Here is a 15,803-nt window from a genome sequence, read left to right as displayed (position 1 = left end):
GCGTCTCGCCCGCATCTGAGGCAGGCCAAGTAACAGACAATTGCGCCGACGCATTCGCGTGAGGCTACCCTTTTCGTGCAGTCGATCTGCAATTTGAAAGAGGGACAGCACCTATGCGCGTTTTCACCGTCCTCGGCCCCAGCCAATCGGGCAAAACCACTCTGGTCGAGGCCATAAGCCGCCTCGACGACCGGCCCATCACATTCGACGTTTCCGGAACCGTGCATTTGCACGGTTTTTCTTACTTGGGCGAGCCCTGGTGCGCGATTGACGTCGATGGCGGCGGCGACAATCTGGCCTATGTCGGCCCGGCCATGGCAATCTCGGACGCTGCCGTGGTGGTCGTCCCGCCCGACCCGAATGCCGCCGTCCTGTGTGCGCCCTACCTGCGGCTGGTCGAAGAGGCGGGCATTCCCTGTTTCTTGTTCATCAACCGCATGGACAATCCAGGCGGGCGCATCCGCGACATCATCGCGGCGCTTCAGACCTATTGCACCAACCACATCGCCCTGCGGCAGGTGCCGATCCGCGAGGGAGACACGATCATCGGCGCGGTCGACCTGATCTCGGAACGGGCGTGGAAATACCAGGAGGGGCAGCCCTCGGCCCTGATCGAACTGCCGAAATCGGTCGAGGACCGCGAGCAGGAGGCCCGCACCGAGTTGCTGGAAACCCTGTCGGATTTCGACGACAACCTGCTGGAACAACTAATCGAGGACAAGCAGCCCCCCAGTGACGAGGTTTACGATCTGGCCGCGCAGGTGCTGCAGAACCACCAACTTATCCCGGCCTGTTTGGGTGCGGCCAGCCACGGCAACGGCCTGACTCGCCTGATGAAGGCGCTGCGGCATGAGGCACCCGAGTTCGACATCGCCGCCGACCGTGACGAGGCAGCCGAGAATGCCCGCGCCATTGCCGGGTTTGCGGATGTGAAGAAACATATCGGCAAGATCGTCGTCTTGCGCGGGTTGGGTGATGGCGTCAAAGCGCATGAGAATCTGGGCGGTGAGACCGTCGGCAACCTGACCACACTGGATGCCAAGACGCAGATCGCGGACCTGCCTGCCGGGCAAATCGGGCTGGCTGTCAAGTCCGACCACCTGAATCCCGGCAACCTTTTTGACAGTACCGAGGCGACACCGCTGCCGGAATGGGCGTCCTCGCATCCCATCGCCTTTCGTCAAATCGTGTCCCCCGCGCATGAACGCGACGACGTGCGCCTGTCAAACGCCCTGACCCGTCTGGTCGAAATCGACCCCGGCCTGCACCTGGAGCAGGATGAATTGAGCGGCCACGCCATTCTGGGCTCGCAAGGGCCGCAGCACATGCGGCGCGTCACCGCCAAGCTGGCCGAGGATTTCGGCATCGAAATCGCGACCGAACAGGTTGAAACCGCCTATCGCGAAACCATCCGCACACCTGTCGAACATCGCCACCGCCATCGCAAGCAATCCGGTGGTGCCGGGCAGTTTGCCGATGTGGTGATCTCGGTCGCGCCAATGCCGCGTGGGGCGGGCTTCCAGTTCGAAGAAATTGTTAAGGGCGGCGCGGTGCCCAAGAACTATATCCCCTCGGTCGAACACGGGGCCAAGGATGCGCTGGCGCAGGGGCCCGAGGGCTTTCCGGTGGTCGATGTGAAAGTCACGCTGAGCGATGGCAAGCACCACAATGTGGACAGCTCGGATTATGCGTTCCGCACCGCAGGCAAGAACGCGGTGCGCGAGGCCTTGCCACAAGCCAAACCGGTGGTCCTGCAACCAATCCTGAACGCCGAGATCCACCTGCCCTCGGATTTCGTCGGCGATCTGGTCCCGACCATCAGTTCGCTGCAGGGTCAGGTTCTGGGGTTCGAAAGCAACCCCAACGCCTCGGGCTGGGAGATTTTCAACGCCCAACTGCCCGCCGTGGCCGAGGATGAGTTGCACCGCACCCTCGCCAGTGCCACACGCGGCACCGGCTGGGTCAAGCTGAGCTTTGATCACTATCAAGAGCTGCGCGGACCGGTGCCGAAATCGGCATCGCAGGAAACGGCCAGCGCCTGAAGAAACGTGGCGGGCTGGTCTCAGCCCGCCGCCGCGATCAGTTCGCGGGTGTAATCGGTCTGGGCGTTTTCGAACAGGTCCTCGGCCGTGCCCATTTCGACAACGTCGCCGTTCCGCATGACGATCACTTTGTGGGACATGGCGCGCACGACCTTCAGGTCATGGCTGATGAACAGATAGGCCAACCCGTATTTTCGCTGCAGGTTGCGCAGCAACTCAACGATCTGCACCTGCACCGTCATGTCCAGCGCGCTGGTCGGTTCATCCAGCACCAGCAGCTTGGGCCGCAACACCATGGCTCGCGCGATGGCGATGCGCTGGCGCTGCCCACCTGAGAACTCGTGCGGGTAACGGTCCATCGCAGCCGGGTCGAGGCCGACCTCGGTCATCACTTCGGCCACCAGTTCACGCGGGGCGCGGTGAGGGTCGACCTTGTGGATCGCCAGCCCCTCGGCGATGATCTGCTGGCAGGTCATCCGCGGGCTCAGGCTGCCGAACGGGTCCTGAAACACGATCTGCATATCCTTGCGCAGCCGCCGCAACTGACGCGTGGACCAGCGGCGCACGTCCTGATCGCGGAAGGTGATCCCGCCCTCGGACGCGATCAGCCGCATGATCGCCAGCGCCAGCGTGGTCTTGCCCGAGCCGCTTTCGCCGACAATGCCCAATGTCTCGCCCGCGCGGACGTTCAGCGTGGCGTCGTTGACCGCTTTGACATAGCCCACGGTCCGTTTCAGGAACCCGCGCTGGATTGGAAACCAGACCTTCAGGTGATTTGTCCGGGCGACCTCTTCCGCATCCTGTGCGACCGGATCGGGATGGCCCGAGGGTTCGGCCCCCAGCAGCTTGCGCGTATAGGGATGCTGCGGGTTGTCGAAAATCTCGGCGGTGGCGCCCGTTTCGACGATCTCGCCGTCCTTCATCACACAGACCCGGTCGGCGATGCGTCGCACGATGCCCAGATCATGAGTGATGAACAGCATTCCCATGTTTTCGGATTTCTGCAGCTCGGCCAACAGTTCCAGGATCTGCGCCTGAATGGTCACGTCCAGTGCCGTTGTCGGCTCGTCCGCGATCAGAATATCGGGCTTGTTGGCCAACGCCATGGCGATCATGACCCGCTGCCGTTGCCCGCCCGACAGCTGATGCGGATAGCTGTCCAGCCGCTCGCGCGGATCACGGATGCCGACCTTGGTCAGCAATTCGACGATGCGTTCCCGCGCCGCGTCACCGGTCAGCCCCTGATGCAGAGCCAATGACTCGGCCATCTGCTTCTGGATCGTGTGCAGCGGGTTCAGCGAGGTCATCGGCTCCTGAAAGATAAAGCTGATGTCATTACCGCGCACATCCATCAGCTTGTCCTGCGAGGCACCGATCATCTCGTCGCCATCGTATTTCACTGAACCTTCGACAATGGCACTGTCGCCCAGCAGGGACACGGTGGACAGGGCGGTGACGGATTTGCCCGAGCCGGATTCGCCCACCAGAGCCACGGTTTCCCCGCGGTTCACGGTAAACGAGACGCCCTTGACCGCCGCGCTGATCTGCCCGTCCTGCCGGAACGAGACCTTGAGGTTGTTCACTTCCAGCAGGCTCATGAGAAGGTCTTTCTGGGATCAAACGCGTCGCGCACGCCCTCAAAGATGAAGACCAGCAGCGACAGCATGATGGCAAAGGTGAAAAACGCGGTGAAGGCCAGCCACGGCGCCTGCAGGTTCTGTTTGGCCTGCAGGGTCAGTTCCCCCAGCGACGGGGCCGAGGATGGCAGGCCGAAGCCGAGGAAGTCCAATGAGGCCAAACCCGCAATAGTGCCGGTCACGATGAACGGCATGAAAGTCAGCGTCGCCACCATCGCGTTGGGCAGCATGTGGCGGAACATGATGGTCATGTTGCCCACGCCCAGCGCCCGCGCCGCGCGGACATATTCAAGGTTCCGCGCCCGCAGGAACTCGGCCCGCACGACCCCGACCAATCCAGTCCAGCTGAACAGGATCATCAACGCCACCAGCAGCCAGAAACTGCGCCCCAGAATGGCGAACATGATGATGATCACATAAAGCGACGGCGTGGCCGACCAGATCTCGATGATGCGCTGGAACACAAGGTCCAGCCAGCCGCCGAAAAAGCCCTGAATGGCCCCGGCGAAGATACCGACGATACTGGCCGCACCGGTGACCATCAGCGTGAACAGGATCGACAGGCGGAAGCCGTAGATCACCCGCGCCAGCACATCGCGTTTGGTGTCATCCGTTCCCAACAGGTTCTGCCCGTTGGGCGGCAGCGGTGCGGCCCCCGGACGATCGACACTGGTGTTGAAGGAATAGGGGATCAGCGGCCAGATGGCCCATCCACGTTCGAACCCGCCAGCCTGATAGGTCCCGGCCTTGATCTCATCAATGATGCCTTCGGGATCGTCGAAACAGTCTTCGATCCCGCCGCTGTCGATCAGGCATTGTACCTCGGGGTCGCGATAAATCGCCTCGGTCTGGAAATCACCGCCGAACTCGGTTTCCGGGTAGAAGTTGAAGATCGGCGTGTAGAACTCACCCCGGTATTTCACCAGGATCGGTTTGTCGTTGGCGATGAACTCTGCAAACAGCGACAGGCCGAACAGCACCGAGAATATGATCAGCGACCAGAAGGCCCGGCCGTTGCGGCGGAAGTTGCGCCAGCGGCGCTGGTTGAGCGGAGACAGCGCCATTTACCCCTCCCGCTTTTCGAAATCGATGCGCGGATCGACCAGCACATACATCAGGTCGCTGATGATGCCGACGACGAGGCTCATCAGACCGAAGATGAACAGCGTCCCAAAAATCACCGGATAATCCCGCGCCACGGCCGCCTCGAACCCCAGGCGGCCCAAACCATCCAGCGAGAAGATGGTCTCGATGATGATCGAGCCGCTGAAGAACACCCCGATGAACACCGCAGGAAAACCCGCGATCACGATCAGCATGGCGTTGCGGAAAACATGGCCGTACAACACCTTGCCCTCGCTCAGGCCCTTGGCGCGCGCGGTCATGACGTACTGTTTTTTGATCTCATCCAGAAACGAGTTCTTGGTCAACAGGGTCAGCGTCGCAAAGGCGGAAATCGTCAGGGCGATGACCGGCAGAGTGATGTGCCAGAAATAGTCGGCGATCTTGCCAAACAGGCTGAGGCTGTCCCAATTGTCCGAGGTCAGCCCCCGTAGCGGGAAAATCTGCCAGTACGACCCACCGGCGAACAGCACCAGCAACAGGATGGCGAACAGAAAGCCGGGGATGGCATAGGCCACGATGATCATACCGCTGGTCCAGGTGTCGAACCGCGATCCGTCCCTGACCGCCTTGCGAATACCCAGCGGGATCGACACCAGATAGGCAATCAGCGTCGACCACAGGCCCAGCGAGATCGACACCGGCATCTTTTCCAGCACCAGGTCAATCACGCTGATCGAGCGGAAATAGCTCTCACCAAAATCCAGCGTCAGGTAATTTCCCATCATGTCGAGGAACCGCTCAAGCGGCGGTTTGTCGAACCCGAACTCTTTCTCAAGCTCTTCGATGAATTCGGGTGGCAGACCACGTGCACCGACATAGCGATCGTTCACGCCGCCGGATTGCTGCTCGATGTCGCTGCCACCGCCGGCGATGCCTTCGAACACGTCACCACCGCCCTCCATCTGGGCGATGATCTGTTCAATCGGACCGCCGGGGACAAACTGAACCAGCGTGAAGTTGACGATCATGATCCCAAGCAGGGTTGGAATGACCAGCAACAGGCGTCTTAGAATATATGCTCCCATGAGGGCGGCTTACCTCAACGCACCCGAGGACTTCAACTCGGCTTCTTTCTCGGCGTTGATCCACCACAAATCCTCGACACCCAACTCATAAGGCGGCAGGTTTTCGGGGTGTTCATAAATATCCCAATACGCGACCCAGTGTTTGCCCAGATACCATGTCGGCACCATGATCCGCTTGGCCCGCAGGACACGATCCAGGGCACGGACATTGGCAAAAAGCTCTTCACTCTCCTCGGCTGACGCGATGTTGTCGATCAGCGGCTCGATGTCCGGGCCATGCACGCCCGACGGGTTGAAGACCGAATAAGACGCAGCCTCAGTTCCGAACTGCTGATACAACCCGGTCGAAGGCTGCAATGATTTCGGATATCCGCCAACGATCATGTCGAAATCGCGGTCCCTGCGGCGCAGGGTGAACTGGGCGTTGTCCACCCGGTTATAGCTCGCATCGATTCCCATTGCCCGAAGGTTGGCGACAAAAGGCTGAATGAGCCTGTCCAGCGTCGGCTGGTCTGACAAAAATTCGATAGACAGCACTTCGCCCTTGTCGTTGCGACGAATGCCGTCGTCCCCAACCAGCCAGCCAGCTTCGTCCAGCAGCTTCATCGCCTTGCGCAAGTTGCGGCGGTCATTCTGGCGTGCGGGCTTGGATTCATGCGCCGAGACCGGTTCCTGGGTCAGGATTGCCGGGTCCAGCGCGTCGCCCAGTTCTTTCAGGACCTCAAGCTCGCGCCCTTCGGGCAGGCCGGTTGCCTCAAGATGCGTTCCTTCCCAGAACGAACTGCGCTGTTGGAACAACCCGTATTGCAGGCTTTCATTGGTCCATTCAAAGTTATAGGCCAACTGGACCGCCTCGCGCACGCGGGGGTCCTGGAACTTGGGGCGGTCAAGGTTCATGATAAAGCCCGACGCCGACGGGACGTTGCCATTTTCCAGCTCGGCCCGAACCACATCGCCGTTTGCAATCGCGGGAAAATCATAGGCCGTTGCCCAGCTTTTCGAGTTGTTTTCCTGCCGCAGCGTGAATGTGCCCGCCTTGAAGCCCTCCATCGCGGCGATGGAATCGGCGAAATACTCGATGCGGATGGTGTCAAAGTTGTTGCGGCCCACGTTTACGTTGACGTCATCTCCCCAATAGTCGGGGTTGCGCTTGTAGACGATGCGTCGGTTGATGTCATAGCTGTCCAGAACATAGGGTCCCGAGCCGATGCCCGGATCAAGCCGCGACTTGTCCAGCCGCCGGTTTTCGGGGTCTGCCTCGAACCATTTCTTCGAGAAGATCGACGTGGCCCCAACTTGCGATATCCGGCCCCGGCGCGGGAAATCCGGCGAGAAATAGAACTTTACGCGATGGGTATCCAGCGCCTCGGCCTTGGGGATTCGCAAGCGAATTGCGTCGGCATAGGATTTCAACCCCTGGTCCAGCAGCAGATTGTGGGAAAAGACGACATCCTCGGCCGTCACCGGCGTGCCGTCGGAAAACCGTGCCTCCGGTCGGATGTTGAAAATCACCCAATCATAGCTTTCAGGATATTCCAAGCTTTCGGCCAGCAGGCCGTAATAGGATGCAGGTTCGTCATAAGACGGGACCAGCAGGCTTTCGTAGTGATCTGCAGACCGGGCGCCCGCCCGGCCCTGCCGTGTATAGGGGTTGAAACTGTCAAACGTCCCCTGTGCGGCATAGGACAACTCTCCTCCGCGCGGCGCGTCCGGGTTCACATAATCGAAATGGGCAAAGCCTTCGGGGTACTTCAGGTCTTTGAACTCAGAGAACCCGTAGCTTTTGATGATCTTTTCTTCGGCAATCAGCTGCGTTGCCGCCAAAAGGACCAGAAACAGCCCCAGCATCGACGTATAAGCCCAACCCCTGACATCCAATGCGCGCGCCTGACCGGATACTCTGTTGGATCTCATCTTGCTCATCCCCTGCTTGGCCTCTGCCATTAATCTTATGCGTGCCAGCTAAATGACCAGCACTGTCAGGTTCAAGTTTAGAATGCGTGAACGCTTTGTGAAGATGTCGTAAGGCAAAAATAAAGCCGCTGCGCGGGGCAGCGGCTTTGAAATTCAGTGCAGTTGATCACAGGATCAGTTGCCGATGGTCTGCAGGTAAGCAATCAGATCGGCGCGGTCCTGCGGTTTTTTCAGGCCGGCAAAGCTCATGGAAGTGCCCGAGATATAGCTTTTCGGGTTCGTCAGGAATGCGTCCAACGCTTCCGGTGTCCAGTTGCCGCCATGGGCCTGCATCGAAGGCGAATAGCCGCCAAAGCCATTCGCCGAGGCGACCGGGCGATCGACAACGCCGTACAGGTATGGGCCGGTTCCGTTGGCGCCATCTTCAAGCTTGTGGCAAGCCGAGCATTTGCGGAAGACCTTCGCGCCCTTGTCCGGATCGGCGGCGGCCAGCATGTCTTCGAATACCACCTCTTCACCGTCGGCGCTTTCACCCGCGCTTTCGGTTTCGATGATATAAGAGGCCGTCTCGCCATGCCCATCGGCATGGTACAGCGCCTCGGCGCCCCATTTTGCCAGAAGCAACACCAGGAAGGTGCCAAACAGGCCTGCGGCGGCCTTGGTAACTGTCATCGTGTCGAACATTGATCGCGTGTCCATTTCAGCTGTCTGCGGGGTGTCTAAGGGTTCCCCTCGCAAGAGGCAAGGTATAGACACCGCGACTAAACGCCCAATTCTGGAACTTGTTGCACGGAATCGATCAAATGACCAATCGTATCGCATTTCAGGGGGAACCCGGTGCCTATAGCCACGAGGCCTGCCGCAATGCGCGCCCCGATATGGAGGCCCTGCCCTGCCGCACGTTCGAAGATGTGATCGAATCGGTTCGGTCCGGCGACGCCGATCTGGCGATGCTGCCGGTCGAGAACACCACCTATGGCCGGGTGGCCGATATTCACCGCCTTTTGCCGCACAGCGGGCTGCATATCATTGATGAGGCCTTCGTGCGCGTACATATCAATCTGCTGGCGGTGCCCGGCGCGACTTTGACCGATGTCACCGAGGCGCATTCGCATCTGGTCCTGCTGCCGCAATGCGCCGGGTTTCTGAAGGAACACAACATCCGCGGTCGCGTCAGCCCCGACAACGCCCGCGCCGCGCGTGAGGTCTCGGAACAGGGCGATCCGCATTCGGCGGCACTGGCCAGCGAATTGGCCGGAGAAATCTACGGTTTGAACGTTCTGGCCCGCCACATCGAGGACCACGACAACAACACCACCCGTTTCCTGATCATGTCCCCAGAGGCAGACCAGTCCCGGCGCGGCCCGCACGGCATGATCACCAGTTTCGTCTTTCAGGTGCGAAACATCCCGGCGGCGCTGTACAAGGCGATGGGGGGCTTTGCCACCAACGGTATCAACATGACCAAGCTGGAAAGCTACATGGTCGACGGGTCATTCACCGCGACTCAGTTCTATGCCGATATCGTCGGCCACCCGGACGACCGCAACGTGCAGCTGGCGATGGAAGAGCTGGAACATTTCACCACCAATGTCGAAGTGCTGGGCGTCTATCCGGCCGCGCAGCCGCGCGGGTAGGTCGGCAGACTCAATCGACGGTAAAGGATTTGCACACGGCGCCGTGATGCGACCTGTAATCTACAAAGCCCATGGCTGAGTAATAAGCCAAACCCTCGGCGTTGTTGCGCGAAATAGTCGCGTCAATCGCAGCCAGTTCCCGCGCTTTCGCAACCTCCAATGTTACACGAAACAAAGCCCGCCCCACGCCCTGACGTGCGGCCGAGGGGCGGATATGCGTGCCAATAACGCCCCAGCCCACCGGCGCACCGTAGGGGTTGCCTTCGACCGCAATCCTTATGGATTGGAACCCCAGAACGCAGCCGCCCCGAACCGCCACGGCACACCGCAGCTGATCCGGGTGGGTCAGGTAGTTCGCGGTCGCAAAACTCAAATCACTGGGCCGGCTGCGCTTACCGGCGGCCGCTATCTCTTGCAGAACCTCGGCAATTCCTTCGGCATCGCCCAGCCCTGCTTGCCGGATAATCAGATCACCCATTGCTCGCCCCCCTCAGGCGCCATGCAGGTAGCGCTCTTCGATTTCACGGGCAAATTCGTTCAGGCGCAACTGAAACTGTCGCCGGAACCGCGCCTGACCCAGCCTCAGCGATTGCAGCAACAGCCGCGCGGGCAAAGATCGGGCTGCAAGCGACATGTCGACGCTCAGACGGGTGCGGCGTTGCGACAGGGCCAGGAATTCAATGATCGTCACCCCGTTCATGCCTTTGCTGATAGCGTCGAACCGCAACAGGGACGGCGCGTCGCACTCGGCCATCTCGATTGCAACTTGGCGGGGCTTGCCGCGCAGCTTGAACTCGGTTTCCCATTGCGTGCCCGGCACCACCCCCATATGGCCCGACAGGCGCCGCACTTCGATCCCGCGGCGCATCGCCATACGCTCGAAGCGCTCAAAATCAGCGACCATTTCGAACACCGCGTTGATGGGGGCTTCGATATCTTCGCGCGCTGTAAACTGCATGACGGGTCGTGGTTCTCTTTGCTTGTCGCTTAGTATCTGTCAGTCCAGCGTATCCGCAAGCCAGTTTTGCAGCAGGAAATGTGCAATGGCCCCCTTGCGGGCCGGCAACAGCTTCGGATGCTCTCCGGCAAAAGCCTGCATCATTTCGGGCTTGCTGACCCACATTGCATCCTCGATTTCCACCGGATCGATGGTGATCTCACGCGACAGAGCCTCACCCGCGCAGCCGAACATCAATGAGGCCGGAAACGGCCAGGGCTGGCTGGACAGATAGCGGACCGCACCGACCGGCACGCCTGCCTCTTCCATCACTTCACGCCGGACCGCAGCCTCAAGCGTTTCGCCGGGTTCAACGAAACCGGCCAGTAGCGAATACATCCCCTCGGGCCAGCCCGGAGACCGCCCCATCAGAACCGAATCCCCGTGCGTAATCAACATGATGACCACCGGGTCGGTGCGCGGGAAATGCTGCCCGCCGCAGGACGGGCAGCTGCGCTGCCACCCGGCCTGTGTTATTTCGCTGGTGGCGCCGCAGCGGGCGCAAAACCGATGGTTTTCATGCCATCCGATCACTGCCTTGGCCGCCGCGGCCAATTCCGCATCGCGGGCGGACAGGCAGGTCATGATCCGGCGCAGTTCGGCAAAGACATATCCTTGGGGCAGGTCCGGATGCTGCTGTTCGGTTCGATCGACAAACGCCCCCAACTGCGACATGTCCAGGCCTTCCGGGGACCAGTTCGAGATATCGAGCGCAAAAACCGGCGATCCGTCCGAGAGGCCCAGAAACACAGGTTCCTCAACGCTGCCGCCCGGCCCGATTGCCACCAGATCATGGGTCATCGGGATCAGACCCAGTCGATCCAGCGCCTCGCCCTGAACCAGCGGCTTGCCACGCCAAAGCAGCATACAGGACGCCTGCGGATGGGTGCGCATCTGCGCCAGCCGTTCCGCATCCCCCCGGATATCCGCCGCACGCTCCAGTCCCGAGCCGCCAAACGTCACAAGTTCCGCGTGTTTCATGAGTGTTCCTTTGGATCGTTTGCACAGGGCTGCCACGGCTGCAGCAGCGTTGCAATGGCAATTCCCAACACCCGGAATCCGGGGGTCGTCAAATGATCGCAGTCACGCGTTATATGTTGCGCCTATTATACTTTTTGGAGAAAATGCTTAACACATAACTGCCAAAAGTAGAAATTTGTCACGCTCCATTCCTCGGCCGCGCCTCGCATTGAAGATACGGATTTTGGCGACATCCGATCTGCATATGAACCTGAGCGGCTTCGATTATTACTCGGACGCCCCGGACCCCACAATCGGGCTCACACGGACCGCCAGCCTGATCAGGGCCGCGCGGGACGAGGCGATGGCGGCTGGCGCGCTGGTCCTTCTGTTCGACAATGGGGATTCGCTGCAGGGCACTCCGATCGGGGACTGGGCCGCGGAACCGGCCAACGCGCCGCATATCCTGATGCGGGCCTTTGGTGATCTGGCCTATGACGCTATTGGGTTGGGCAACCATGATTTCGGCTTTGGGCTGGAGGTTCTGGATCGTGTTCTGGCTGATGCCCCCTGCCCGGTGGTGTGCAGCAATGTGCAGCGCAAGGACGCCGATCCTGTGTGGCAAAGCCATGCTATCCTGACGCGCACGGCCCGGTGCCAGGGCCAGCAGTGCGCGCTGAAGATCGGCGTGTTTTCGGTACTTCCCCCACAGACCGCAAAGTGGGAGGCCCATCGGCTAAAGGATCGGGTCACTCTGGACGATATCCTGACCTGCGCCGGCTCCAAGGTGCGGGAGCTGAAGGCAGAGGGTTGCGATCTGATCCTTGCGCTGGCGCATACCGGGCTGGGATCGCCCATTGCGGAACCCGATATGGAAAACGCTGTCATCCCGATGGCCGCCATCGACGGCATCGACGCCGTGATCGCCGGGCATTCCCACCTGACGCTGCCCGGCCCCGCGCATGAGGGGTTGGATCATGTCGATGCAGTTCAAGGGCGGGTTCACGGAAAACCGGTGATCATGCCGGGTCCGGCCGGATCAAATCTGGGGGTGATTGATCTGAACCTGCACAGAGTCAAGGACGGTGCGTGGGTGATTCAGGACCACAGCACCGAATTGCGCCCGGTCTACCCGGCGATGCCTGGCAGGGCGGCCCAGCCCGTTGAAGAAGACCCCGATTTGCTGCGCTTATTCGCCAGGGGTCATTCGGAAACACGACGTCACACGGCGCAGCCGGTGGGCCGGACCGACCAGCATCTGCACAGCTATTTTAGCTTTTGCGCTGCGGACAGGGGGCTTGCTTTGGCGGCGGCGGCGCAGGCGGCGGCCCTGCGCCCGTATCTGCAAGGGACACCTTTTGCAGAACTGCCGCTTCTGTCCGCAGTGGCACCTTCGAAATTCGGAGGGCGCGCCGGGCCGCGGTTTTATACGAATGTGCCACCGGGGCAGGTTTTCCTGCGTCATATCAACGATCTGTATGTGTTCCCCAACGAATTGCAGGCGGTTGTCGTGGATGGCGCGCAGATCGACGACTGGCTGGAAATGTCGGCGGGTGTGTTCAATCAGGTCAAACCGGGCCGTGAAACCAATCTGGTCGACCCCAGCCGTGCCGGGCATAATTTCGATGTTCTGCAGGGGCTGAGCTGTCAGATTGACCTGTCGCAGCCATCGCGCTTTGACGCCGCCGGTCGCCTGACCGCCCCCGCGCATCGCCGGATTCACGACATCCGGTTCGAGGCGCGCCCCGTGACCCCGGACCAACGGTTTGTCGTGGCGCTGAACAATTACCGCGCCAACGGAGGGGGGCATTTCCCCTTTGTCGACGGGGCCGAGCTGATTCCGCTGCCGGCTCAACCTGTCCAGCGCATCCTGCAGGACTATTTCTCGGGCGCCCTGCCGCGCGACCCGCTGGAACACGCGCCCCGCGCCTTTCAATTTGCGCCACTATCCGGGGCGACAACCTTGCTCCGGACCGGCCCAAAGGCCCGCGATCACATTGGCGAGCTTGAGAAATACAACCCACAGCTGCTCGGAGAAGACGATGAAGGCTTTTTGCTGATCCGTTTGACGCTCTGACGGGTTGTCTTTTCCACGCCTGTTGCCTATATCGACCGATGAGAGGTTGGCGCGGGCGAGCGCCTCGCCAACCTGGTCAGGTCCGGAAGGAAGCAGCCACAACGAGCCCCGCTTGGGTCGATGTCCAACCTCTCACTTTAGCTCCCGCCGAAAACCAAATAGCGAATTCAAGCGATCAGTCGCGGCCAAACGGCAGCGTTGCGGCGGGCGAAAGCTCCGATATGACCCACTTCGGACAGGCCGAACTCGCCGGGTGACAGCAGGTGGCGGCGGGCATGCGGCCCGTACAGATCGGCCAACCGCCACACCGCGTTCGGCGGCACCACATCGTCATCCTCGAAGGTGAACAGATCCACAGGCGTCTCCGACTGCGCCCAACACGCCTCGGGCAGAGTGATCCCGATCTCGGGCAGGTAGTTGCGCGGCGCGGTGCACCACCGCCGCCACTGCCAATAGACGCTTGCGGGCAGATCGGCCCCGAATCCCAGCGCCTTGCCCGGAAGATAGCCCAGAGCTTTCACCGCCAGCGGCGCATGGCCGTACCAGAACAGCAATGCCAGCGCCCGGTAGGGCCAGGGGTGATCCGATACCGTCACCGGGCCGGAACAGACGCAGATCATGCGGTCGATCTGATCGATATCGGGTTGTATTGGCCCCAGCATCCCGCCGACGGAATGCCCGATGCTCCACTGCTGCGCATCAGGGAACCTGCGTCGCATTTCAGCCCGGGCAGCTGGCATATCGATCAGAGCCCAATCGGCCATCTTGACCCGCGATGCCTTCAACGACCCATTCAGCGAATGGCCGAAATCACTGTAATCATAAGTCAGACAGGCCATCCCCTGCGCCTCAGCCAGCCAGCGGGCAAAGTGCTGATAGTAATCCCTCGGTACGCCCGTTGCGCCGTGAATGACCACCGCCACCCGAGGCGCCGACGCCGGCAGATACAGGCGTGCCGACAAGGTGCCTGCCCCGGACGGAAACCGGAAATCCGCGGTCGATACGGTCTGTGTTGCGTCCAGCATGGTGCGGCCTCCGGGATTTTTGAACCGATTGGTTCACTTCCTTCAGTCCGCCGTGTTTCCCGCCACAAGTCAACAGTGGCCAAACATGACCACACGTCCACCAGGCCGCGCAAATTGCCCGCTTGACTCGGGTCGCCCGCACCCGTTAGCGATGGCTTGATGGTTCTCGTCCCCGGTACCGGGGCGGGATGAAAAGGGAACACGGTGCGGTTCTGCCCGGTGATGCCGGAACGAACCAAGGCCGCGACTGCCCCCGCAACTGTAAGCGGTGAGCAATGCCGAAACACCACTGGCCGAAAGGCTGGGAAGGTCGGCAAAGCGATGACCCGCAAGTCAGGAGACCTGCCATCGAATCAAAACCGAAACTCGGGCGGGGTGTCCGGGCAGGTCGTCAGCACGCTGTCACACCTGAACTACGCCCCCGTCCTGCGCGCGGAGGGCGCATCATGATCTGGAAGACGAAGACACATCAATTCACCGCAACCGTGTGCCAGAAAACCGGCAAAACCTGTCCCGCTCTGGCACAGATGGCGCGCGCGGTCGTGCAGGCGATGGAGACCGCCGCACCTGCGACCACCCCGGATTTCGAATTCGAAGGCAGTAGCGAACTGGCCCATTGCGCTCAGGGCTGTTTCGCACGGTTTCGCGCGCAGGCAGATCAGGTTCGCGTGTTTTGCGGCGCCGATGCCGACACCCCGATCGAAACGCTGGACGACTATGCGGATATGATGTTCGGCCTTGAATTCACCACGCGCCCGGCCAAGCTGCTGCCGACACCGCCCTGCGCGATGCTCGAAGCCTCGGTCATTGCGCAAAACCCGATTGCGCAGCCGGAACGACGCGCGGCGCTCTGATCTAACTGTCCGGTCGGGCGCGGGCTGCCTGTGCGGCCCAGTCCAGCTGGCCGTCGGTCTCGACGGCACAGGGCCGCACGGCGCGCAGGCGTTTCAGCGCTGCCTCGGGGCGTTCGCCATGTTCGATCATAAGGCGCAAGGCGACCATCCCGGACCGGCCACAGCCGCCCCGGCAATGTACCAGCACGCGGCCAGCACGGGCCAAAGCCTGTGCCGCTGCCGCGCTGACTTCGGGCCATGCCGCCTGAACCTCCGGCGGTGGCGCGCCAAAATCCGCAACCGGCAGATGCGCCCAGCCGATTGCAGCGGCGCGAAGATCATCACCGAAAGCGGCGGCACCCTCGTGCAACATCTCGCACTCGGTGGTCATGGAAATCACCAGATCAGGCTGCCAATCGCGAATTACGCAAATATCCTGCAGATAGTTTCCGGCGCGCCCCGGCAGTGGCGACAGGGCAACCGTACCGTTCCCCACCCGCACGGGATGAATTGCAAACAGTCTCACCAGAT

At 61.1% G+C, this 15,803-nt stretch carries 14 protein-coding genes, 1 other RNA gene and 1 riboswitch; of the genes, 5 read left to right on the top strand and 10 right to left on the bottom strand.

Annotated features, from left to right (window positions below):
• Positions 1-113 precede the first annotated feature (113 nt).
• Positions 114-2,042: an elongation factor G gene (locus ACOQFT_RS04610; protein WP_421596862.1), complete on the top strand. Its 1,929-nt coding sequence runs from the start codon at positions 114-116 to the stop codon at positions 2,040-2,042.
• A gap of 20 nt (positions 2,043-2,062) precedes the next feature.
• Here the strand turns inward: ACOQFT_RS04610 and ACOQFT_RS04605 are convergent, their stop codons facing one another.
• From ACOQFT_RS04605 to ACOQFT_RS04585, 5 genes are all read right to left on the bottom strand, one after another.
• Complete coding sequence (locus ACOQFT_RS04605) at positions 2,063-3,640, bottom strand: ABC transporter ATP-binding protein (RefSeq protein WP_421596861.1); 1,578 nt, start codon at positions 3,638-3,640, stop codon at positions 2,063-2,065.
• On the bottom strand, positions 3,637-4,743 hold the full coding sequence (locus tag ACOQFT_RS04600; protein WP_421596860.1) for an ABC transporter permease: 1,107 nt from the start codon (positions 4,741-4,743) through the stop codon (positions 3,637-3,639). The genes ACOQFT_RS04605 and ACOQFT_RS04600 overlap by 4 nt, the downstream gene beginning before the upstream one ends.
• Positions 4,744-5,829, bottom strand: a complete 1,086-nt coding sequence (locus tag ACOQFT_RS04595) for a microcin C ABC transporter permease YejB (protein ID WP_421596859.1) — start codon at positions 5,827-5,829, stop codon at positions 4,744-4,746.
• Between the two features lie 9 nt (positions 5,830-5,838).
• Positions 5,839-7,743 carry an extracellular solute-binding protein gene (locus tag ACOQFT_RS04590; RefSeq protein ID WP_421596858.1) on the bottom strand — a complete coding sequence of 635 codons (1,905 nt, stop codon included), beginning with the start codon at positions 7,741-7,743 and terminating at the stop codon, positions 5,839-5,841.
• 174 nt (positions 7,744-7,917) lie between these two features.
• Complete coding sequence (locus tag ACOQFT_RS04585; RefSeq protein ID WP_421596898.1) at positions 7,918-8,427, bottom strand: c-type cytochrome; 510 nt, start codon at positions 8,425-8,427, stop codon at positions 7,918-7,920.
• A 119-nt stretch (positions 8,428-8,546) separates the two neighbouring features.
• Here ACOQFT_RS04585 and ACOQFT_RS04580 point away from each other — a divergent pair, with 119 nt between their 5' ends.
• Positions 8,547-9,380 (top strand): prephenate dehydratase, encoded by an 834-nt coding sequence (locus tag ACOQFT_RS04580; RefSeq protein WP_421596857.1) that lies wholly within the window; start codon positions 8,547-8,549, stop codon positions 9,378-9,380.
• Between the two features lie 10 nt (positions 9,381-9,390).
• Here ACOQFT_RS04580 and ACOQFT_RS04575 read toward each other — a convergent pair whose 3' ends face one another.
• The 3 genes from ACOQFT_RS04575 to nudC are packed head-to-tail and all read right to left on the bottom strand — an operon-like array spanning position 9,391 to position 11,358.
• On the bottom strand, positions 9,391-9,858 hold the full coding sequence (locus ACOQFT_RS04575; RefSeq protein WP_421596856.1) for a GNAT family N-acetyltransferase: 468 nt from the start codon (positions 9,856-9,858) through the stop codon (positions 9,391-9,393).
• Positions 9,859-9,870: 12 nt separating this feature from the next.
• Entirely contained in the window at positions 9,871-10,338 is a 468-nt protein-coding gene (locus ACOQFT_RS04570; protein ID WP_421596855.1) for an SRPBCC family protein, read from the bottom strand.
• 39 nt (positions 10,339-10,377) lie between these two features.
• The gene (gene nudC / locus ACOQFT_RS04565; RefSeq protein ID WP_421596854.1) at positions 10,378-11,358 is read right to left on the bottom strand and encodes an NAD(+) diphosphatase; all 981 of its coding nucleotides are present in this window, start codon (positions 11,356-11,358) and stop codon (positions 10,378-10,380) included.
• 175 nt (positions 11,359-11,533) lie between these two features.
• Here nudC and ACOQFT_RS04560 point away from each other — a divergent pair, with 175 nt between their 5' ends.
• Both ACOQFT_RS04560 and ffs read left to right on the top strand, forming a co-directional pair.
• Complete coding sequence (locus ACOQFT_RS04560; protein WP_421596853.1) at positions 11,534-13,414, top strand: bifunctional 2',3'-cyclic-nucleotide 2'-phosphodiesterase/3'-nucleotidase; 1,881 nt, start codon at positions 11,534-11,536, stop codon at positions 13,412-13,414.
• A 39-nt stretch (positions 13,415-13,453) separates the two neighbouring features.
• Positions 13,454-13,552: signal recognition particle sRNA small type (gene ffs, locus ACOQFT_RS04555), an RNA gene on the top strand.
• A gap of 29 nt (positions 13,553-13,581) precedes the next feature.
• On the opposite strand, the gene ACOQFT_RS04550 is transcribed toward ffs, so the two are convergent.
• Positions 13,582-14,439: a hypothetical protein gene (locus ACOQFT_RS04550; protein WP_421596852.1), complete on the bottom strand. Its 858-nt coding sequence runs from the start codon at positions 14,437-14,439 to the stop codon at positions 13,582-13,584.
• 143 nt (positions 14,440-14,582) lie between these two features.
• A riboswitch (cobalamin riboswitch) is annotated at positions 14,583-14,803 on the top strand.
• Positions 14,804-14,885: 82 nt separating this feature from the next.
• On the opposite strand from ACOQFT_RS04550, the gene ACOQFT_RS04545 reads away from it, so the two are divergent.
• Positions 14,886-15,293 (top strand): hypothetical protein, encoded by a 408-nt coding sequence (locus ACOQFT_RS04545; protein ID WP_421596851.1) that lies wholly within the window; start codon positions 14,886-14,888, stop codon positions 15,291-15,293.
• Position 15,294: 1 nt separating this feature from the next.
• Here the strand turns inward: ACOQFT_RS04545 and ACOQFT_RS04540 are convergent, their stop codons facing one another.
• A complete protein-coding gene (locus ACOQFT_RS04540; RefSeq protein ID WP_421596850.1) occupies positions 15,295-15,798 on the bottom strand; it encodes a protein-tyrosine phosphatase family protein in 504 nt (167 codons plus the stop codon).
• Positions 15,799-15,803 lie beyond the last annotated feature (5 nt).

The organism is Ruegeria sp. MALMAid1280, from assembly GCF_049195285.1.
Classification (GTDB): Bacteria; Pseudomonadota; Alphaproteobacteria; order Rhodobacterales; family Rhodobacteraceae; genus Ruegeria.
The sequence above is the reverse complement of the archived record's forward strand: the minus strand, read 5'-3'. Positions and strand labels throughout refer to the sequence as shown.